Here is a 17298-nt window from a genome sequence, read left to right on the forward strand (position 1 = left end):
CAGGACAGAGGGGGGTGCCTGGGCGCAGACCCCGCCCCTTCACGGCTCAGCCAACACAATATTCTCCACGCCCCCGACATAGTAGAACGGCTTCTGCTTCGACGACGTCAGCCGCACCACTTCGCGGGAAATGAAATCGGCGAGGCCGAACAGCGTAACGCCGCCATCTGATGTCCTCGCCTTGCCGCGCAGGCCTTCGAGGACCGAATAGGTGAAGACGCCGTGGCCGAGTTCCGGCAGTTCAGCGGCGGTGTTGTTGGCGGCGGTTGCGGAGAAGACGACGATGCGCGCGTCCTGCGCGTCCTTTTCGAGGCGCGGGTTGAAGGCGTTGGCGGCATGGCAGGTGTCGAGCAGCATGAAGCGCATGCCCTTGGCCCGCTCGACCGATTTCTGGATATCGCCCCAATCGACAAGCGAGGATCGCTTCCAGCGATCGGCATCCTGTTTGCGGCCATCGGTCGGGATGAAATAGTAATCCTCGTCGATGTTGATGCCGTGGCCGGCAACGAAGATGATTGTGGTGTCGTGCTCGCCAGGCTTGTCGAGGAAATCGGCCAGCTGATCGTCGATCGTGTGCGAATCCGGCTCCATGATGTTATCGGCGCTGGCGACCGTGTAGGTCTGCTGGGCCTTGTCCGGGCTTTCGTCGAGCGCCTCACGATTGACGAGAACCAGCGTCTCCATCGAGGAGAACAAGGGCGCCGATTTCTGCGCGATCACCTTGAGGAATTCGGTGGCGTCGTCGACGGGATAGCGCAAATCGCAGGCGTGGCCTGAACAGGCGTTGGTCAGGAACGGATATTTGTCGACGCCGATGACCGCGACATAGAGCTTGCCCTTGGCTTCGGCCTTCTCTGTCTTCCTCGCCAGCGCCTCCACACTGCGCTCGGTGAGGTAGCCATATTCATTGGTGCCGGTGACGCGGATGGTGTTTTGGCCGTCTTCGACAGGCACCTCGACGATGGTCTTGTCGCCATCCACTGAGCGCGTGGCAATGTCGCCGACATTGCGGCTGTTCGACAGGATCGAGAAGCCGGAAACATCGGTTCCAGCCTCCCTGGCGCCTGTTATCTCGACGGCGACGTAGCCGTCGCGGACCTTGCTCTGGTCTTCGGCGAGGCGAATGCCGAATTCCGGCGGCTTGCGCTGCAACAGCTTCTGCAACTCGTTGTCGACGCCCGGTCGCATCTCCTTGACCGCCTGTTTGGCGCTGCGCAGGATGATGGCGCGGCGCACCATTTCCGGGCTCCAGAGATACTTTTTCAATTGGCCGGCACGGATGAAACGGCCCTCATGGTCGCGGCCCTGATTGACCTGCCAGCCGATCAGCTTGTCGCCCTCGTCGGAGGAATAGTAGTAGCCCTGCGGCATCCAGGCGATCCACTGCGAGCCGGCAAAGAACATCGACACGATCAGCTCGTGGGTCTTCAGGTTCCACAGCCTCACTGTCTGGTCGGCGCTGCCGGTGACAAGAAGGCCTGATTTCTCCGAGGCAACCATGGCGTTGATTTCGCCGGTATGGCCGGTGAATTCGCCGGAAACCCTGGCGGTGGCCGCCTTGTATTCCAGCAGCGTGCCGTCATTGCCGCCAGTGATCAGGCCAAGCCCGTTGTCGATCAGCGTGAAGGCGGAATGGACAAAGCCGTTGGTGGCATCGTTCTCGATCGAGCGCACCAGCTTGCCGCCATTGGCGATCTCCAGCACCGCGTTATCCAGGGCATCCTTGCCGCCTTGGGTGGCGTGCAGCGACCACTGGCCGTCGGTCAGCGCGGCGCGGGCAAACGAGCCCGGCTCCGTCAGCGGCTGCGGATCCACGAAGAACCGCTCCGTGGTCGGCAGTTCCAACCTCTTGTCCAACGCACCAAGCTGCTCGGGGCAAGCCACGCGCTCGGGGCAGGGGTTGGCATTGCCCCAGGCGATGATGCCGCTGGCCGCATCGATGCCGACTGATGTCACCGGCTCGCCCACTCCCTGCAGCAGGGCCTTGCGTTCACCCGTCGCCGGGTCCCAGACCTGGATGGCATTGCGGGTGCCACCGGCGGTCGCGACCAGCGAGCCGTCGGCATTGGCGGCGCTGGCATAGACCGTGCCGTCGTGACCGGCATAGTCGAGCAGCTTCTCGCCTGTGTCAGTATTCCAGACGATGGAACGATGCTTGTCGGCGCAGCGATAGCCGCAGGATGCGACCAGCCTTGATCCCTTGGCAAAAGTCAGCGAACCGATGAGGAAATCCTGCTTCGGCATGGCGCGCACCAGCGTGCCGTCGGCCGCGCGCCAGAGCTGGACCTGGCCGTCCTTGCTGCCGGTGCCAAACAGGGTGCCATCCTGAGAGATGGCCAGCGCCATGACACTGATGTCGCGCAACGGCTCGGCTTCAGCAGGCAAGGCGATCTCTTCGCCCTTGGCGACGTCCCAGAGGCGGATGCCATTGTCGGTGGTGGTCGCCGCCAGCCGGGTTCCCGCGGCGGCGAAGGCCAGCTTGTCGATGTGCCAGGAATCGGCGTCGAGCTTCTTGTCCAGCGTCCAGCCTGACGTGGTCTTGTCGTCCCGTTTCCAGAGATAGACGACGCCATCGGCACCGCCGGCGGCAAGCGCCTTTCCATCGGGTGAAAAAACGAGGTCATAGGTCGCGTAGTCGGCGGCCTTGAGCACGGCTTTCATCTTGCCGGTGGCGAAGTCGAACAGCCTGATGTCTCCATAGGGCGGCTTGTCACCGAGGCTGGCGCCGAAATAGCCGCCGGCGGCGATCGTCTTGCCGTCCGGCGAGACCGCGACCGTGAAGATCTTGCCATCATTGCCATTGCCGAGATAGCCGCGAATGGTGCGCAGCGTCACGCCGCTCTGCCAGTCCCAGATGCGGATGGTCTTGTCATCGGATGCCGAAACGAGATCCTCGCCGTCGGGTGTGAAGGCGAGGTCTGCAATCCGGGCGGTATGGCCTCCGGTGTCGAGATCCAGATGGAAATCCCGAGCATCCTCGGCATTCGCGACCGAGGCCGTGATCAGGCCCCCTGTCATGGCCAGCCAGCGGCAGGCACGCATGAGGCGGACGCTGATCCCCGCTTTTCCCATCGTTATTTGGCTTCGGTCGTCGGCGATCCACTGCGCACATAGGCCTCGATTGCCGTCGCAAAAGTGGGCGAACCCGCCTTGCGCTGCTTGTCGACATAGCCGGCAAAATAACTCCAGAACGAGGTGGCATAGTCGCGGAAATAGGCGTCGGTCACCTTGCGCGAGCACAGATCGCCGTCGACGCAGAAGGACAGGCGATTGAGGAAGTAGACTATGCGGTCGAAATTCTCGTTGAAGTCGGCGAGCGGCATGTCACCGCCCGTGGCTGTCATTGCCTCGATGCCGATGCGCGTCCGGAACACCTGTTCCTCGGTCGGCGAGGGGTTGGCGCTGAGCAGATTGTCGTATTTGGCGTTGAGCGCCGTCAGGCGATCTTTGAGCGCCCGCTGCGCCTGCTGGTAGTCCTTGTTTTCCCAAAGCTCGACTAAAGACATCGTCTGTTCGACGCGCTTCTGTTCCTGATTGGCGAGGAACTGGTAGACCGAGAACATCAAGGTGAAGATGATGGCGAAACGCACCGCCATGCCCGACCATGCATATATCAGCATGCGCCAGTCGCGATCCGTGAAAGGATTGCTTTCCTTCTTGATCTCGTGGCTGCTTGGCCACGGAAAACCTTCGGTGGTTTCCGGTAGTGCCGTTTTCTTTTCGGCTGCCTTTGCTGGCGCTGTTTGCGCTGTCTGTCCTGTCGTGCCCCCCGGCTTCTTCATTTGCAGCTGTCCAGTTCGATGGTGGCGGAGGGGTCAAGCACGATGCCCGGAGCCTCCAGCTGCTTCTTCAGGCATACAAGCTGTGGTCGCGAAACCATGAATTGCACGTCCGGCTCCACTGCTGTCTTGTTGGGTGACGGCAACGCCTCGACTATGCCGCGCGAGGCGCAGTTCGACAGATCGACGACCACCGCACCGCTGTTGCTCTTGGCGGCGATCTGGTCGTACTGGTCGAGAAAGCAGGTCGCCAGCTCGGAATTGATGACGACCTGTTTGACGCAGAGTCCACAGGTGTCCTGGGCTGAAGCATTGGCGGCCAAAAGCAGGCCCCCGGCAAGGCCGGCAATCGCTGCGCGCCAGGAAAAGGCTTTATTCTTCAAGGTCGATCCTATCCACTTCATCCGGTCGTCATGCGCCAATGCCGCGGCCGGGAATGTTCTCATATCGCGCGAACCGCGCAAGAGGGTCCGCGCCGAGGCTTTCGGCGCCGGAGCTCAGGCGCGCGGCACGGTCTCCACCGGGAAGATCATCACCGCGCCCTTCGGGCCGCTCTTGTCGGCAAGCCGCATCACCGAGCGGGTCGCCGGCGCCATGCCGATATCGGTGAGCATGTCGGAGAAGCTCGGAGCCCCCACGCCACGTGTCTTGGAGGCGACGCCATCCTGCGCCAGGAAGCTCAGATCTTCCTTCTCGCTCTCCGGCGGGGCTTCCGTCAGCACCGCGATCATCCGTTCCATGCCGAAGCTGGTGTCAGTGAAGGCGAGCAGCCCTTCCTCGAGCGTTGCCTGGGGGGCCAGGCGCTCGGCAACGATATGGGTGATCGAATAGTCGCTGCCGACATAGAGCACGTTGATGTCGACCAGCTGGTCAGAGCTATTCTTGGCCAGCACATGCACTTCGTCGCCCGGCGAGGCGCGAGGGACCACCGAAGCCTGCAACGGTTCGAGCCCATCCTTGTCGCGGCGTTTGATCTGGAACTGGACGTCGACGTCCTCGGGTTTGTAATCGGAGGCCGCCGCAAGTCGCGACAGGCCGGTCGCCCGGAAGATGGTGCGCAGATTTCTGGTCGTTGCGTCGACCAGCTTCTGGCGGTCATCGGGATGGATGATGACCAGAGGCGGCTTGCTGCCGTCCTTCAGGGTCACGTCGCCCGATGCGGGCAGGAACCACAGCGCCGGCTTGTCGGTGGCGTCCTTGGCTGCGCCGGCAATGGCGTTCTCGCGCATCACCGCAAAGCGCAGCTCGGCGCTCTTGCCGGGGTCGACCAGCTCGATGTTGAAGCCGGTCTCCTTGGCAGTGGCCAGTTCGTCGAGAACCGAATTGGCGAGAGCCGTTTCCTTCTCCAGTCCCTTGATCGCTGCCGGCCGTGCGACAGTGAGCTTGTAGTCGACGGCGATCTCCGCCACTCGCGCATAGGCGTTGGCGGGGATGGCGGCGATCTCCAGCGCCGGCTTCCTGTCGAACTCGACCGGCTTGATGCGACTCTCCAGGTTCTTGGCCGACTCCACTTCGAGATAGCCGACCGCATCCGACAGCGACGACAGCGCCGAGGGCAGGATTGCGAGCTTGCTGCCGGGGGTGAGGCGATGCAGCAGGCCAGCGCCGATCGTCGCCTCGCCATCCTTGATGACGATGGGCCACTGCATGACCGCGTCGGTCTTGTCGGTGCCGAAGACGCGCGCGTCGAGTTCGCCCTCGAACAGCGGCGTCGGCCGGGTGCGGCTGTCGGCCGAATATTGCTGCAGCACGGCCTGGCCAAGCTGGCGATAGGTGACGTTGGGATTTTCGGCGAGCTTCGACAGGATGGTGAAGGTGAACAGGCCAAAGCGCGGCGCATCCGTCGTGCCCTTGGGCAACGGCATTTCCGGCGTGGTCTCCACCGTCTGGGCGGCATAGAAGGCGACCAGCTTGCCCTTGGTGATCGGTTCGCCGCCGGTCGGCGTCAGGTTGAAGGCGGGCTTGCGCGGAGCGTTGTCGTCGAGGTCACGCGATGCGCTTGCGACCGTGTCTTCATAGGTCTTGATGGCTGCCGCCCTGGCGGCCTCATCGCCGCCGACCAGATCGGCGAATTCGACCTTGCGCTCGAGCTCGTCATCGACTTCGACGGCGCGCGTCGCGGTGCCGGAATGGCAGCAGTCGAAGACAGCCCAGACGAAGGCGCCCTTGTTGCGGATCGCGTCGAGCGCGTCGCCGATCTCATTGTCGACCAGCGCGTTCGGAACGCCGGCGTCGCGGTTGATCCATTTGTCGATGTCGACAGGCAGGAAAATCTCGTCGAGCCCGTCGGTCTCGTCGCCCTTGATCATTTCTGGCTGCTGTGCGCCGTGGCCGGACAAATGCAGATAGACGAAATCGTCGCGCTGAACCTTGGCGGCGAGGTCCGCCAGTGCTGCCTTGATCGCGGCATGGGTCGGCAAACCCTTCGCGCCGGGCACATCCTTGGCGAGCAGCGTGACGTTCTCGGGCGCGAACCGCACCGGGTCCGGCACATTCTTCAGCAGATACTCGTGGACCAGGCCGGCATCGTTCTTCGGGCCGACCAGCCAGTTCCTCTGTGGCAGGTTCGGATATTCGGTGCAGCCGACCAAAAGTGCATGGTAAGTGCGCGACGCGGCCAGCGCGCGGAACGAAATCGTACCGGCGGCCATCAGCGCGGACGTACCGACGAGCAGCGTCCGACGTGTCAATTTGATCATGTTGCTTCCCCAAGCCCGATCGAATTTCCCAAGAGATGGCACCCTTGTCGATGAATTTTGTCAGTATTTTGAATGTTGCGCCGGTGATCAACCCACAATCGCTATTGTGCCGTCACGACATGGATTGGTCTGGCGCCACAACAGAGGAGTGGCAAAGAGGACGATTCGTCGCTATCTGAACGGTATCAGGCCGTTTGCACGCGCAAATCGCCTGCGGATGGCCCAGGACAAGTTGGAACATAACATGGCTGCAAGGGATGTGCTGACGAAAAACCAGGTGTGCGTGCTCGAGAAACTCGAGGCCGCCAGCGGGCCGCTCAGCGCCTACACCTTGCTTGACCAGTTGCGTGAGCGCGGCTTCCGCGCGCCGCTGCAGGTCTATCGCGCCCTCGACACGCTCGTGAAGTCCGGCTTCGTCCACAGGCTGGAAAGCATCAACTCCTTCGTCGCCTGCGCCGAACCGCATGACCACAGCCATTCGATGACGGCCTTCGCCATCTGCGACACATGCGGGCAAGTGACCGAAATGTCCGACCATGATGTCGGCCACCAGCTCGACGAATGGGTGCGCTCGACCGGCTTCGCCGCCAAGAAGGCGGTGATCGAGTTTCGGGGTGTGTGCGCCAAATGCCGGGCCGAAGCGGCCTAAGCTCTTTTCTTCGTCATCCTAGGGTCCGCGCCGCGTCGCTTGGTCCTTGCTTCGCCTAGGATGACGAAGCGGCGGTGCCTCAATGCGCCTCGTCCCAATTGTTCGCCGCTCGCGCATCGACATGCAGCGGCACCGACATCGATACGGCTGGCATTGCCGCGTTTTCCATGACATGGCGCACGACCGGGATGGTCGCCTCGACCTCCGCCTCGACCGTTTCGAAGATCAGTTCGTCATGCACCTGCAAGAGCATGCGGGCCGACAGCTTCGCTTTGTCCAGCGCTTCCTCCATGCGGATCATGGCGCGGCGGATGATGTCGGCGGCGGTGCCTTGCAGGCGGGCGTTGATCGAGGCGCGCTCGTTGAAGGCGCGCAGCGAGGGATTGGACGATCTTATATCGGGATAGTGGATGCGGCGCCCGAAAATGGTTTCGACGAAACCGTGCTCGCGCGCATAGGCCTTGGTCTCCTCGATGTAATCGCGAATGCCGGGGAAGCGCTCGAAGTACTTCTTGATGTAGTTGCTCGCCTCCTCGCGCGGGATCGACAGCTGGTTGGCGAGGCCGAAGGCGGAGATGCCGTAGATGATGCCGAAATTGATCGCCTTGGCGCGGCGGCGGACCTCCGAAGGCATGCCCTCCACGGGCACGTTGAACATTTCCGAAGCGGTGATGGCGTGGATGTCGGCGCCATCGGCGAAGGCCTGCCGCAGCTGCGGGATTTCGGCGACATGGGCGAGCACACGCAGTTCGATCTGGCTGTAATCAGCCGAGACCAGCCGGTGGCTCTTGTCGGTAATGAAGGCGGTCCTGATCTTGCGGCCTTCGGCGGTGCGTACCGGGATGTTCTGCAGGTTCGGGTCGGAGGAGGACAGCCGCCCCGTCGTTGTCGCCGCCAGCGCATAGGAGGTGTGGACGCGTTCGGTGTCGGGATGAATGAAGCCGGGCAAGGCATCGGTGTAGGTCGATTTCAGCTTGGTCAACTGGCGCCAGTCGACGATCTTGCGCGGCAGTTCGTGGCCCTCGGCGGCAAGGTCTTCCAGAAGCTGCGCCGAGGTCGACCATTGGCCGGTCTTGGTTTTTGAACCGCCGGGCAGGCCCATGCGGCCAAACAGGATGTCGCCGAGCTGCTTGGGCGAGCCGATGTTGATGCGCTCGCCGATGAGCTGGTAGATTTCCTCTTCCAGTCGTGCGGCGCCCTGCGCCAGTTCGCCCGACAGCCGCGACAGGATCTGGCGATCGACCGAGATGCCGCGCTGTTCCATGCGCGCCAGCACAGGCACCAGCGGCCGCTCCAGCCGCTCATATACCGAAACCAGGCCCTTGGCGGCCAGCCGTGGCTTCAGCACCAGCCAGAGCCGCAGCGTCACATCGGCGTCCTCGGCGGCGTGCGCGGTCGCCTTGTCGATATCAACCTGGTCGAAACCGACCGAGCTCTTGCCGGAGCCGGTCACGTTCTTGAGCTGGAGGGGCGTGTGCCCCAGCCATTTCTCGGCCAGCGCGTCCATGCCGTGACCATGCGGGGTGCCGGCATCGAGCACGTAGGAGATCAGCATAGTGTCGTCGAACGGCGCGACATCGATGCCGTAGCGACTCATGATGACGAGATCATATTTCAGGTTCTGCGCGATCTTGAGGACCGATTTGTCCTCTAAGAGCGGTTTCAGCACCGCCAGCGCCTCGCGAAGCGGAATCTGGTTCTCGAGCGTACCGCCGCCGAGCAGGTCACCATTGCCGCTCTTGTGGGCAATCGGAATGTAGCCGGCACGGCCGGGCGCCGTGGCTATTGCCATGCCGATCAGTTCGGCCTGCATCGGGTCGGCAGACGTCGCCCTGACGTCGAAGGCGGTGATACCGGCCCCCCGCGCTTCAGCCACCCAAGCTTTCAGCGTCGCGATATCACGAATGCATTGATAGGCTGACGTGTCGATCTTGCTGGTTGCCGCACGCTCCAGCCGCAAGGCCGAGAGCAGGGAAGGGGTGTCACCTTGCTTCGCGGTGTCCGTCGTTGCCGCTCCGTCGGCCTGGCCCGGTTCGGCACTGCTGCGGGCCACAGCTGGCGCTCCGGCGCCCACATCGGGGCCATGCGCGTTGTCGGCGCGTTCGACGGTCACGGCGACGGCCTGGACGTCGCCGGCCTCGGTGCTGGTCGCTTCGGCCACACGGCGGGTCAGCGAGGTGAATTCCATTGTTTTCAAGAAGCCGATCAGCTTCGGCCCGTCTGGCGCGTGCAGGACGAAATCGTCCAGCCCATCGGTCACCGGCACGTCGTTCTTCAAGGTCACCAGCTGGCGCGAGATCAGCGCCTTGTCGGTGTTGGCGATGATCGATTCGCGCCGCTTGTCCTGCTTGATCTCGGTGGCGCGGGCCAGCAGCCCGTCAAGGTCGCCGAACTGCTCCAGCAGTTGCGCCGCCGTCTTCGGGCCGATGCCGGGCACGCCGGGCACGTTGTCAACCGAGTCGCCGGTCAGCGCCTGCAGGTCGACCATCTTTTCCGGCGGTACGCCCCATTTCTCGATGACCTCGGGAATGCCGATCTGGCGATCCTTCATCGGGTCGTACATGCCGACCGTGTCGCCGACCAACTGCATCAGATCCTTGTCGGAGGAGATGATGGTGGTGTCGCCGCCTGCCTCGCAGGCCAGCCTGGCATAAGTGGCGATCAGGTCGTCGGCCTCGTAGCCTTCGATCTCGATGCAGGGCAGGTTGAAGGCCCGGGTCGCCTGGCGGATCAGGCCGAATTGCGGGATCAGGTCCTCGGGTGGTGCCGAGCGGTTGGCCTTGTATTCTGGATAGAGATCATTGCGGAACGTTTTCGAGGAATAGTCGAAGATGACCGCGAAATGGGTCGGCACAATGCCTACATCGGTGTTGCGGGCGTCCTGCATCAACTTCCACAGCATGTTGCAGAAACCGGACACGGCACCGACCGGCAGGCCGTCGGACTTGCGGGTCAGCGGCGGCAGGGCGTGGTAGGCCCGGAAGATGTAGCCGGAACCGTCGACAAGGAAGAGATGATCGCCTTTTTTCATGCCGGCAGGGATAGCGCGGCACGGCGGCTCGGTCCATGCCAAAGGCAACTGGACCCACCGGTTCCGGCAACACCCTGACAGAACGAAGCCGATCTCGCTGATCACGCCCACGTTACAAAAGTGTAATTTTCGTGCCCTTGAAACGCCACGTTCAAAGACACAAATACACGTCATCGGCAGTTTTCGCCGAGTCCGGAGCAAGGCCCGTCCCCCGCCTATCCCGGAAAATTGCGGCAGCCTATCCCCCCTCTCCGGGCTGCCGCATCGTTTCGAGTACAGGACCGCCGTGGTTTCCCCTCCACCACGGCGGTCTTTTTTTGCCTAAAGCGCATCGCGTTTCATCGGATTCAGGCGATGCGCTTTAGGTCATTGTTTTTATGCATGTCGTTCTCCCAAAACCGGGGCCACTTTTGGGCGACATGCAGTAGCGGCAGCGGACTCGCGCCGTGGTCCAATGATCCCGGGCTTTTCGTTTCGCCGCTCTGCCTTTACGGTTCAGGCACTGAATCGAAAGGCTTTGCAAATGTCCGCAGTTTCCCCCGTCCTCGACCGCCTCGACAAGAATCTCGACCTGAGCCTCGAACGGCTGTTCGGCCTGCTCAGGATCAAGTCGATCTCCACCGATCCCGCCTATGCCGCCGACTGCCGCAAGGCGGCGGAATGGCTGGTGGCGGAGCTCAAGCTGATCGGCTTCGATGCCAGTGTGCGCGACACGCCAGGCCACCCGATGGTGGTTGCGCATCATGACGGGCCGGCGGGCGCGCCGCATGTGCTGTTCTATGGTCACTATGACGTGCAGCCGGTCGACCCGATCGAATTGTGGGAAAACGATCCGTTCGCGCCTGCCATCAAGGAGGTCGGGCCTGACCACAAGGTGATCACGGGGCGCGGCTCGGCTGACGACAAGGGCCAGTTGATGACCTTTGTCGAGGCTTGCCGTGCCTGGAAGCAGGTGCATGGCAATCTGCCGTGCCGGATCACCATCCTGTTCGAGGGCGAGGAGGAGTCCGGCTCGCCATCGCTGAAGCCGTTCCTCGAGGCCAATGCCGAAGAGCTCAAGGCCGACTTCGCGCTGGTCTGCGATACCGGCATGTGGGACCGCGACACGCCGTCGATCTGCGTGGCACTGCGTGGGCTGGTCGGCGAGGAGATCACGGTGAAGGCCGCCGATCGCGACCTGCATTCGGGTCTCTATGGCGGCGCCGCCGCCAATCCAATCCGCATCCTGGCCAAGGTTTTGGCGGACATCCACGACAAGGACGGCCATATCACTATTCCCGGCTTCTATGACGGCGTTGAGGAAACGCCGTCGCAGGTGCTGAAATCGTGGGAGACGCTTGGTGAGACGGCCGAGACCTTCCTTGGGCCTGTCGGCCTGTCGATCCCGTCGGGCGAAAAAGGGCGCTCGGTGCTGGAACTGACCTGGGCGCGACCGACGGCCGAGTTCAACGGCATCATTGGCGGCTATACCGGCAAGGGCTTCAAGACGGTGATCGCCGCGGAGGCTTCGGCGAAAGTGTCCTTCCGCCTCGTCCACAAGCAGGATCCGTCGAAGATCCGAGACGCATTCCAGAAATTCGTCGAGGAGCGCATTCCGGCCGACTGTTCGGTCGAATTCCATTCGCATGGCGGATCGCCGGCGATCCAGCTTTCCTACGACTCGCCGTTCCTGGCCAAGGCCAAGATAGCGCTGTCGGACGAATGGCCGAAGCCGGCGGTCACGACCGGCAGTGGCGGCTCCATTCCCGTGGTCGGCGATTTCCAGACCTATCTCGGCATGGAATCGCTGCTGGTCGGCTTCGGCCTCGACGACGACCGCATCCATTCGCCCAACGAGAAATACGAGCTCTCATCCTTCCACAAGGGTCAGCGCTCCTGGGCGCGCATTCTGGAGGCGCTGACGCGCTGAGTGGCGGAAAAGTCGTTTTCTTGTTGATTTTTCACCGGATCGCGGCGAGGACGGGGTACGCCGCGACCGGAGAAGACAATGGCCGATATCCGTTTCCACAAGCATGATCTGCCTGACCTCATGCACTACAATGTCGGGGCGGTGGCCATCGACACCGAGACGCTAGGGCTGAACCCGCATCGCGACCGGCTCTGCGTGGTGCAGATATCGCCCGGCGACGGCAGTGCCGATGTCATCCAGATCGCTGCGGGCCAGAAGAAGGCGCCAAACCTGGTCAGCCTGCTGAGGAACCGCACCATAACCAAGCTGTTCCACTACGGACGCTTCGATCTCGCCGTGCTCTACAATGCCTTCGGGGTGATGCCCGAACCGGTGTTCTGCACCAAGATCGCCTCGCGGCTGACCCGCACCTATACCGACCGGCACGGGCTGAAGGACATCTGCTTCGAGCTGCTCGGCGTCGGCCTGTCCAAAGCACAGCAATCGTCCGACTGGGCCGCCGAGACGCTGTCGCCCGAACAGCTCGAATATGCCGCGTCCGACGTGCTCTATCTGCACCGGCTGCGCGATGTGCTCGCCGGGCGGCTGGCTCGCGACGGGCGGACCAAGGAGGCCGATGCCTGCTTCCGCTTCCTGCCGACGCGTGCCAAACTCGATCTGATGGGTTGGGACGAAGAGGATATCTTCGCTCACAGCTGACGGCTCGAGAGCCTGCCGGCTGGTGGCCGGCTGGAACCAGATGCTGGCCGCCGCGTTTTGTCGGCGCAGTTCAAGGCTCAATGGGGGATAGGATGGCCGAGCGCAAGCCAATATCGACAGCGCCAACCGATGGCTCCAAGGTCTCTGTCATGTGGAAGGACAGTGACGGCGTCGTCAGCCAATCCATCGCGCAATATCGCGATGGCGGGTGGTGGGTCTACACCGACAGCGACACCCAGAAAAAGGTCGAACCGACCAGCTGGCGGCCAGCCTCGGCCGACGATGACGACCAGTAAGCGCACCGCTGGCGACGCCTGCCGCTTTCGAATAGCCTGAAGTTGTTGATATCGAGGCCGATTCGGAGCCTTCCGCTCCGCGCTCGCCCTCTTGCTCGGAGGATATCGTCATGGGTGTCGAAAGCCTGCTCGTCTTCATCATCATTGGTGCCATCGCCGGCTGGCTTGCCGGCCTCATCGTTTCCGGCTTCGGCTTCGGCCTGATCGGCAACATCATCGTCGGCATTATCGGCGCCTTCATCGCCGGCTGGCTGTTTCCGCGGCTCGGCTTCGCCATCGGCGGCGGCATTCTCGCCGCCATTATCAACGCCACGATCGGCGCCATCATCCTTTTGGTCCTGGTCAAGGTCCTGAAGCGAGCGTGAGGCTCGAGCTTTTCAACTAACGCAATTCCGGACGGAAAAACCGCTTCACACTTTTCCTGGAATTGCTCCAAAGGAGCGCGCCATGAAGCAGAACACACTCTATCTCCTCATTGGCGCGCTCGTCGTCGTGGTCATCGCGCTTGGCGCCTATGTCTACCGCGAGCAGACGAAGCCGAAAGGCGTCGAACTAAAGATCGACGACAAGGGCATTTCGATCCAGCAGAATTGAGCCATATGACCGCGATGCTGGCGCAGGAGCCCTATCCGGCGAAGCAGCGGGTCTTTGAAACCTTGCCAGGCAGATATACTGTCATGTCGGCGATACAGTGCTTGACCGTCAAGCTGTTGATCGGGCCTAGTCTGTCACGAAGTTCTAGGAGTGAGACGGGCATCAATCGGGGCTGGGGGCGGATTGCACCTTCGAGTTGATTTCACAACGCGTGGCTTTGGTCGGAAACTCTGATGTTGCGTCAGATCGATTTCGAAGCCAGCGACGCGGTGCAGACGGCGCTCGCGGCGGTCGGTCGTACCGAGGATTTGCGGTTTTCGCCGGACAATCGACTGCTGGCGATCGCGGGATACGGACGCAGGCGCTGTTTGATCCTGCGCATCGAGATCGAGCGGGGACCCGATGGCGCGCGCATCACCATCCCGAATTTCATGGAACTGGCTTCGGAAAGCATGGGCGAGGTTCATGGCATCGACTTCATCGATGATCGGACCTTTGTGGTCGCGAATCGAGATGGGCTGGTTGTGGTATTTGGCCTGCCTCCGGAAGATCCGGCTGGCCAAAGTCGCGAGATCGTACCTCTTCGCCGGATCAAGGGAGCAAGGCGTTGCAAGCTGAGATCGCCCGGGTCGGTCACGGTCAGCCATGATTCTTGGGGGCGGGTCAGTCTGCTTGTCTGCAACAACTACACCCATGTGGTTACGCGGCATGTTGCCAGCCGGTGGCTGGGCTACCGTACGGTCAGAAATCAGCCGCTGCTGAAGCATGGCCTCGATATACCGGACGGCGTTGCACTCAGCCATGACGGCGAGTGGATCGCGGTCAGCAGCCACGGTACCAGGGATGTGAAGATCTACAGGATGTCGGCATCGCTCGGCCCGGACACAGAACCCGCCGGCGTCCTGCAGCATGCCAATTATCCCCACGGCCTGCGCTTCACCGCCGACGATCAGCACATCCTGGTTGCCGACGCAGGCAGTCCAATGCTGCATGTCTATGATCGCGGAACCGGTTGGGACGGATATCACGCGCCGCGTTCCATCGCCGTGCTCGACGACGCGACTTTCCTGCGCGGCAGGGCCAATCCTGAGGAAGGCGGGCCCAAAGGTCTCGACATCGATCGATCCAACAGCATCGTCGCGGTTACCTGCGAAGAGAAGATTCTCAGCTTCTTCTCGCTTCAGTCGATCACGGGCCGGTCAACCTCGCAGCCTCAATACGACTTAACCCGCCCTTAAATCGCCGCATCTACTCTGCAACCGGAGCGCCATTGGCACCGGGGATAGCAAGCGCAGCGCATGGCGAACCGCAGAGACAGCCGCATCGAACCCAGTTTCGAGGGACCGCCGCAGGCGCGCTCCTCGACGGGTCTTTCGGTCAGCGAGGAGGATCGCGTCGTGCCAAGCAACCGCAAAGCCTCCGCAAAACGCAAATCGTCGAAGGCGAAATCCTCGCGTGGCGGGCGTGGCAGAAGCCGGCGCGGCCTGTTCGGCGTGCTTGGCCGGCTGTTCTACTGGTGTTTCGTGCTCGCCATCTGGGGCGGCATCGCGGTGGCGGGCGTCGTCATCTATTACGGCGCCAAGATGCCGGCGGCTACCACCTGGTCGATCCCTGACCGCGCCCCCAACATCAAGATCGTCTCGGTTGATGGCCAGTTGCTCGCCAACAGGGGCATGAGCGGCGGCGAGGCCGTCGGCCTGCACGAAATGTCGCCCTATATTCCGGAAGCCGTCATCGCCATCGAGGACCGCCGGTTCTATTCGCATTTCGGCGTCGACCCGATCGGTCTGTCGCGTGCCATGGTGACCAACCTGCTCGGCGGGCATTTCTCGCAAGGCGGCTCGACGCTGACCCAGCAATTGGCGAAAAACCTGTTCCTGAAGCCTGACCGTACGTTGGAACGAAAGGTGCAGGAAGTGCTGCTGGCGTTGTGGCTGGAGCACAAGCACACCAAGGACCAGATCCTCGAAATGTACCTCAACCGGGTCTATTTCGGCTCCGGAGCCTATGGTGTCGAGGCGGCCTCGCGGCGCTATTTCGGCAAGAGCGCTCGCGATGTCACGCTCTCGGAAGCAGCCCTGCTTGCCGGCCTGTTGAAGGCGCCATCGAAATTGTCGCCGGCGCGCGATCCCAAAGCCGCCGAAGACCGTTCGCAACTGGTGCTCGCCGCCATGCGCGACGAAGGCAAGATCAGCGACAAGGAACTCAAGAGCGCACTCAGCGCGCCGGCAACGCGCTCGCCGTCCTACTGGACCGGCTCGGAAAATTATGTCGCCGACACCATCATGGAAGAACTGCCCGACCTGATCGGGGACGTGCGCGGCGACATCGTCATCGACTCTACCGTCGACCTGAATTTGCAAAAGCTCGCCGAACAGTCGATCCGCAAGCTGATCGACGACAGCGGCAAGAAGCTCAACGTCACCCAGGGTGCGCTGGTGTCGATCGACGATTCCGGCGCGGTGCGCGCCATGGTCGGCGGCTACGACTATTCGACCAGCCAGTTCGATCGCGCCTCGGAAGCGCGCCGGCAGCCCGGCTCGGCGTTCAAGCCGTTTGTCTATATGGCGGCACTCGAAGCAGGCCGCACGCCCGACAGCACGCGCAACGATGCGCCGATCAGGATCGGCAACTGGACGCCTGACAATTACGGCGGCAAGTATTTTGGCAAGGTCACGCTGGCGACGGCGCTGGCCAAATCCCTGAACTCGGTTGCCGCGCAGCTGACCATGGAGGTCGGGCCGAATGCCGTGGTCGAGGCAGCCCACCGCATGGGCATCCAGTCTGACCTGCAGGCCAACACCTCGATCGCGCTCGGCACTTCGGAAGTGACGCCGCTGGAGCTGACCTCGGCCTATGTGCCTTTCGCCAATGGCGGCTACAAGCCGGATATCCATTTCATCCGCCGCATTACATCAGCCGACGGCAAGGTGCTGTACGACAGCGGTGGCGGCAATGCGCCGCGCGTGGTCAAGCCCGAGATCGTCGGTATGATGAACTCGATGATGATGGGCACGGTCGAGTTCGGCTCGGCAAAGAAGGCGGCTTTCGCCTGGCCGTCGGCCGGCAAGACCGGCACCAGCCAGAATTCGCGCGATGCCTGGTTTGTCGGCTACACCGCCAATCTCACCACGGGCGTCTGGTTCGGCAATGATGACGGCACCGCGATGAAGAAGGTCACCGGCGGCGCGCTGCCGGCGCAGGCCTGGCATGAATTCATGGTCGCCGCACATGAGGGCGTACCGGTGCGGCCGCTGCCCGGCACCTGGAAATCGACGCCGGCCGACACGATCGTGCCCGACGACATTCCTTCGGCCGATAACAACCAGCAGGCGCCGGTTCCGTCCGCGTCCGTTGGTCGGCAGGCGCCGGCTCCCGTGGCGCCGCAAGCCGCGCCTGTCGCTCAGGCGCCGACGCCGGCACGTGCAGTGCGTCCCGCCCAGACTGTCGATGCCGATGGCTTCGACATGCCGGCTGACAATGGCACAACCGCATCGGTCGGGCATCCGGTACCCCCCGGCAGTGTCGGCGGTCCGCTGAAGAAGAAACAGACCTCGATCCTCGACATCCTTGGCGGCGGCTAAGCGTCAATCCGCCCCTCGCCAGCGTCGCGGCGTTCCGCTACATCTCCGCCCTGGAGAT

General features: G+C 62.7%; 13 protein-coding genes. 8 read left to right on the top strand and 5 right to left on the bottom strand.

Annotation, left to right across the window (positions count from 1 at the left end; translation table 11 throughout):
- Positions 1-39 precede the first annotated feature (39 nt).
- The 4 genes from ACZYHG_RS11885 to ACZYHG_RS11900 all read right to left on the bottom strand — a co-directional run bounded on the left by ACZYHG_RS11885 (position 40) and on the right by ACZYHG_RS11900 (position 6478).
- Positions 40-3018, bottom strand: a complete 2979-nt coding sequence (locus ACZYHG_RS11885) for a caspase family protein (RefSeq protein WP_464613941.1) — start codon at positions 3016-3018, stop codon at positions 40-42.
- Positions 3019-3074: 56 nt separating this feature from the next.
- A complete protein-coding gene (locus ACZYHG_RS11890; RefSeq protein ID WP_464613942.1) occupies positions 3075-3782 on the bottom strand; it encodes a DUF4760 domain-containing protein in 708 nt (235 codons plus the stop codon).
- Complete coding sequence (locus tag ACZYHG_RS11895) at positions 3779-4162, bottom strand: hypothetical protein (protein ID WP_464613943.1); 384 nt, start codon at positions 4160-4162, stop codon at positions 3779-3781. Before ACZYHG_RS11895 ends, ACZYHG_RS11890 begins: the two co-directional genes overlap by 4 nt.
- A gap of 114 nt (positions 4163-4276) precedes the next feature.
- Positions 4277-6478, bottom strand: a complete 2202-nt coding sequence (locus tag ACZYHG_RS11900; protein WP_464613944.1) for a caspase family protein — start codon at positions 6476-6478, stop codon at positions 4277-4279.
- 244 nt (positions 6479-6722) lie between these two features.
- Between ACZYHG_RS11900 and ACZYHG_RS11905 the strand changes: the two genes are divergently transcribed.
- Positions 6723-7127 (top strand): Fur family transcriptional regulator, encoded by a 405-nt coding sequence (locus tag ACZYHG_RS11905; RefSeq protein WP_027031103.1) that lies wholly within the window; start codon positions 6723-6725, stop codon positions 7125-7127.
- Between the two features lie 79 nt (positions 7128-7206).
- Here ACZYHG_RS11905 and polA read toward each other — a convergent pair whose 3' ends face one another.
- Positions 7207-10158, bottom strand: a complete 2952-nt coding sequence (gene polA, locus ACZYHG_RS11910; RefSeq protein ID WP_464613945.1) for a DNA polymerase I — start codon at positions 10156-10158, stop codon at positions 7207-7209.
- Between the two features lie 523 nt (positions 10159-10681).
- Between polA and ACZYHG_RS11915 the strand changes: the two genes are divergently transcribed.
- The 7 genes from ACZYHG_RS11915 to ACZYHG_RS11945 all read left to right on the top strand — a co-directional run bounded on the left by ACZYHG_RS11915 (position 10682) and on the right by ACZYHG_RS11945 (position 17240).
- A complete protein-coding gene (locus ACZYHG_RS11915) occupies positions 10682-12067 on the top strand; it encodes a M20/M25/M40 family metallo-hydrolase (protein WP_464613946.1) in 1386 nt (461 codons plus the stop codon).
- 78 nt (positions 12068-12145) lie between these two features.
- A complete protein-coding gene (locus ACZYHG_RS11920) occupies positions 12146-12766 on the top strand; it encodes a ribonuclease D (protein WP_464613947.1) in 621 nt (206 codons plus the stop codon).
- Positions 12767-12858: 92 nt separating this feature from the next.
- A complete protein-coding gene (locus ACZYHG_RS11925) occupies positions 12859-13062 on the top strand; it encodes a hypothetical protein (protein WP_464613948.1) in 204 nt (67 codons plus the stop codon).
- 110 nt (positions 13063-13172) lie between these two features.
- Positions 13173-13427, top strand: a complete 255-nt coding sequence (locus ACZYHG_RS11930) for a GlsB/YeaQ/YmgE family stress response membrane protein (RefSeq protein ID WP_027031098.1) — start codon at positions 13173-13175, stop codon at positions 13425-13427.
- A gap of 82 nt (positions 13428-13509) precedes the next feature.
- Positions 13510-13656, top strand: a complete 147-nt coding sequence (locus tag ACZYHG_RS11935; RefSeq protein ID WP_027031097.1) for a hypothetical protein — start codon at positions 13510-13512, stop codon at positions 13654-13656.
- 233 nt (positions 13657-13889) lie between these two features.
- Positions 13890-14894 carry a hypothetical protein gene (locus ACZYHG_RS11940; RefSeq protein ID WP_464613949.1) on the top strand — a complete coding sequence of 335 codons (1005 nt, stop codon included), beginning with the start codon at positions 13890-13892 and terminating at the stop codon, positions 14892-14894.
- Between the two features lie 60 nt (positions 14895-14954).
- The gene (locus ACZYHG_RS11945; protein ID WP_464613950.1) at positions 14955-17240 is read left to right on the top strand and encodes a transglycosylase domain-containing protein; all 2286 of its coding nucleotides are present in this window, start codon (positions 14955-14957) and stop codon (positions 17238-17240) included.
- Positions 17241-17298: the final 58 nt, after the last annotated feature.

It is taken from the genome of Mesorhizobium subarcticum, assembly GCF_055456085.1.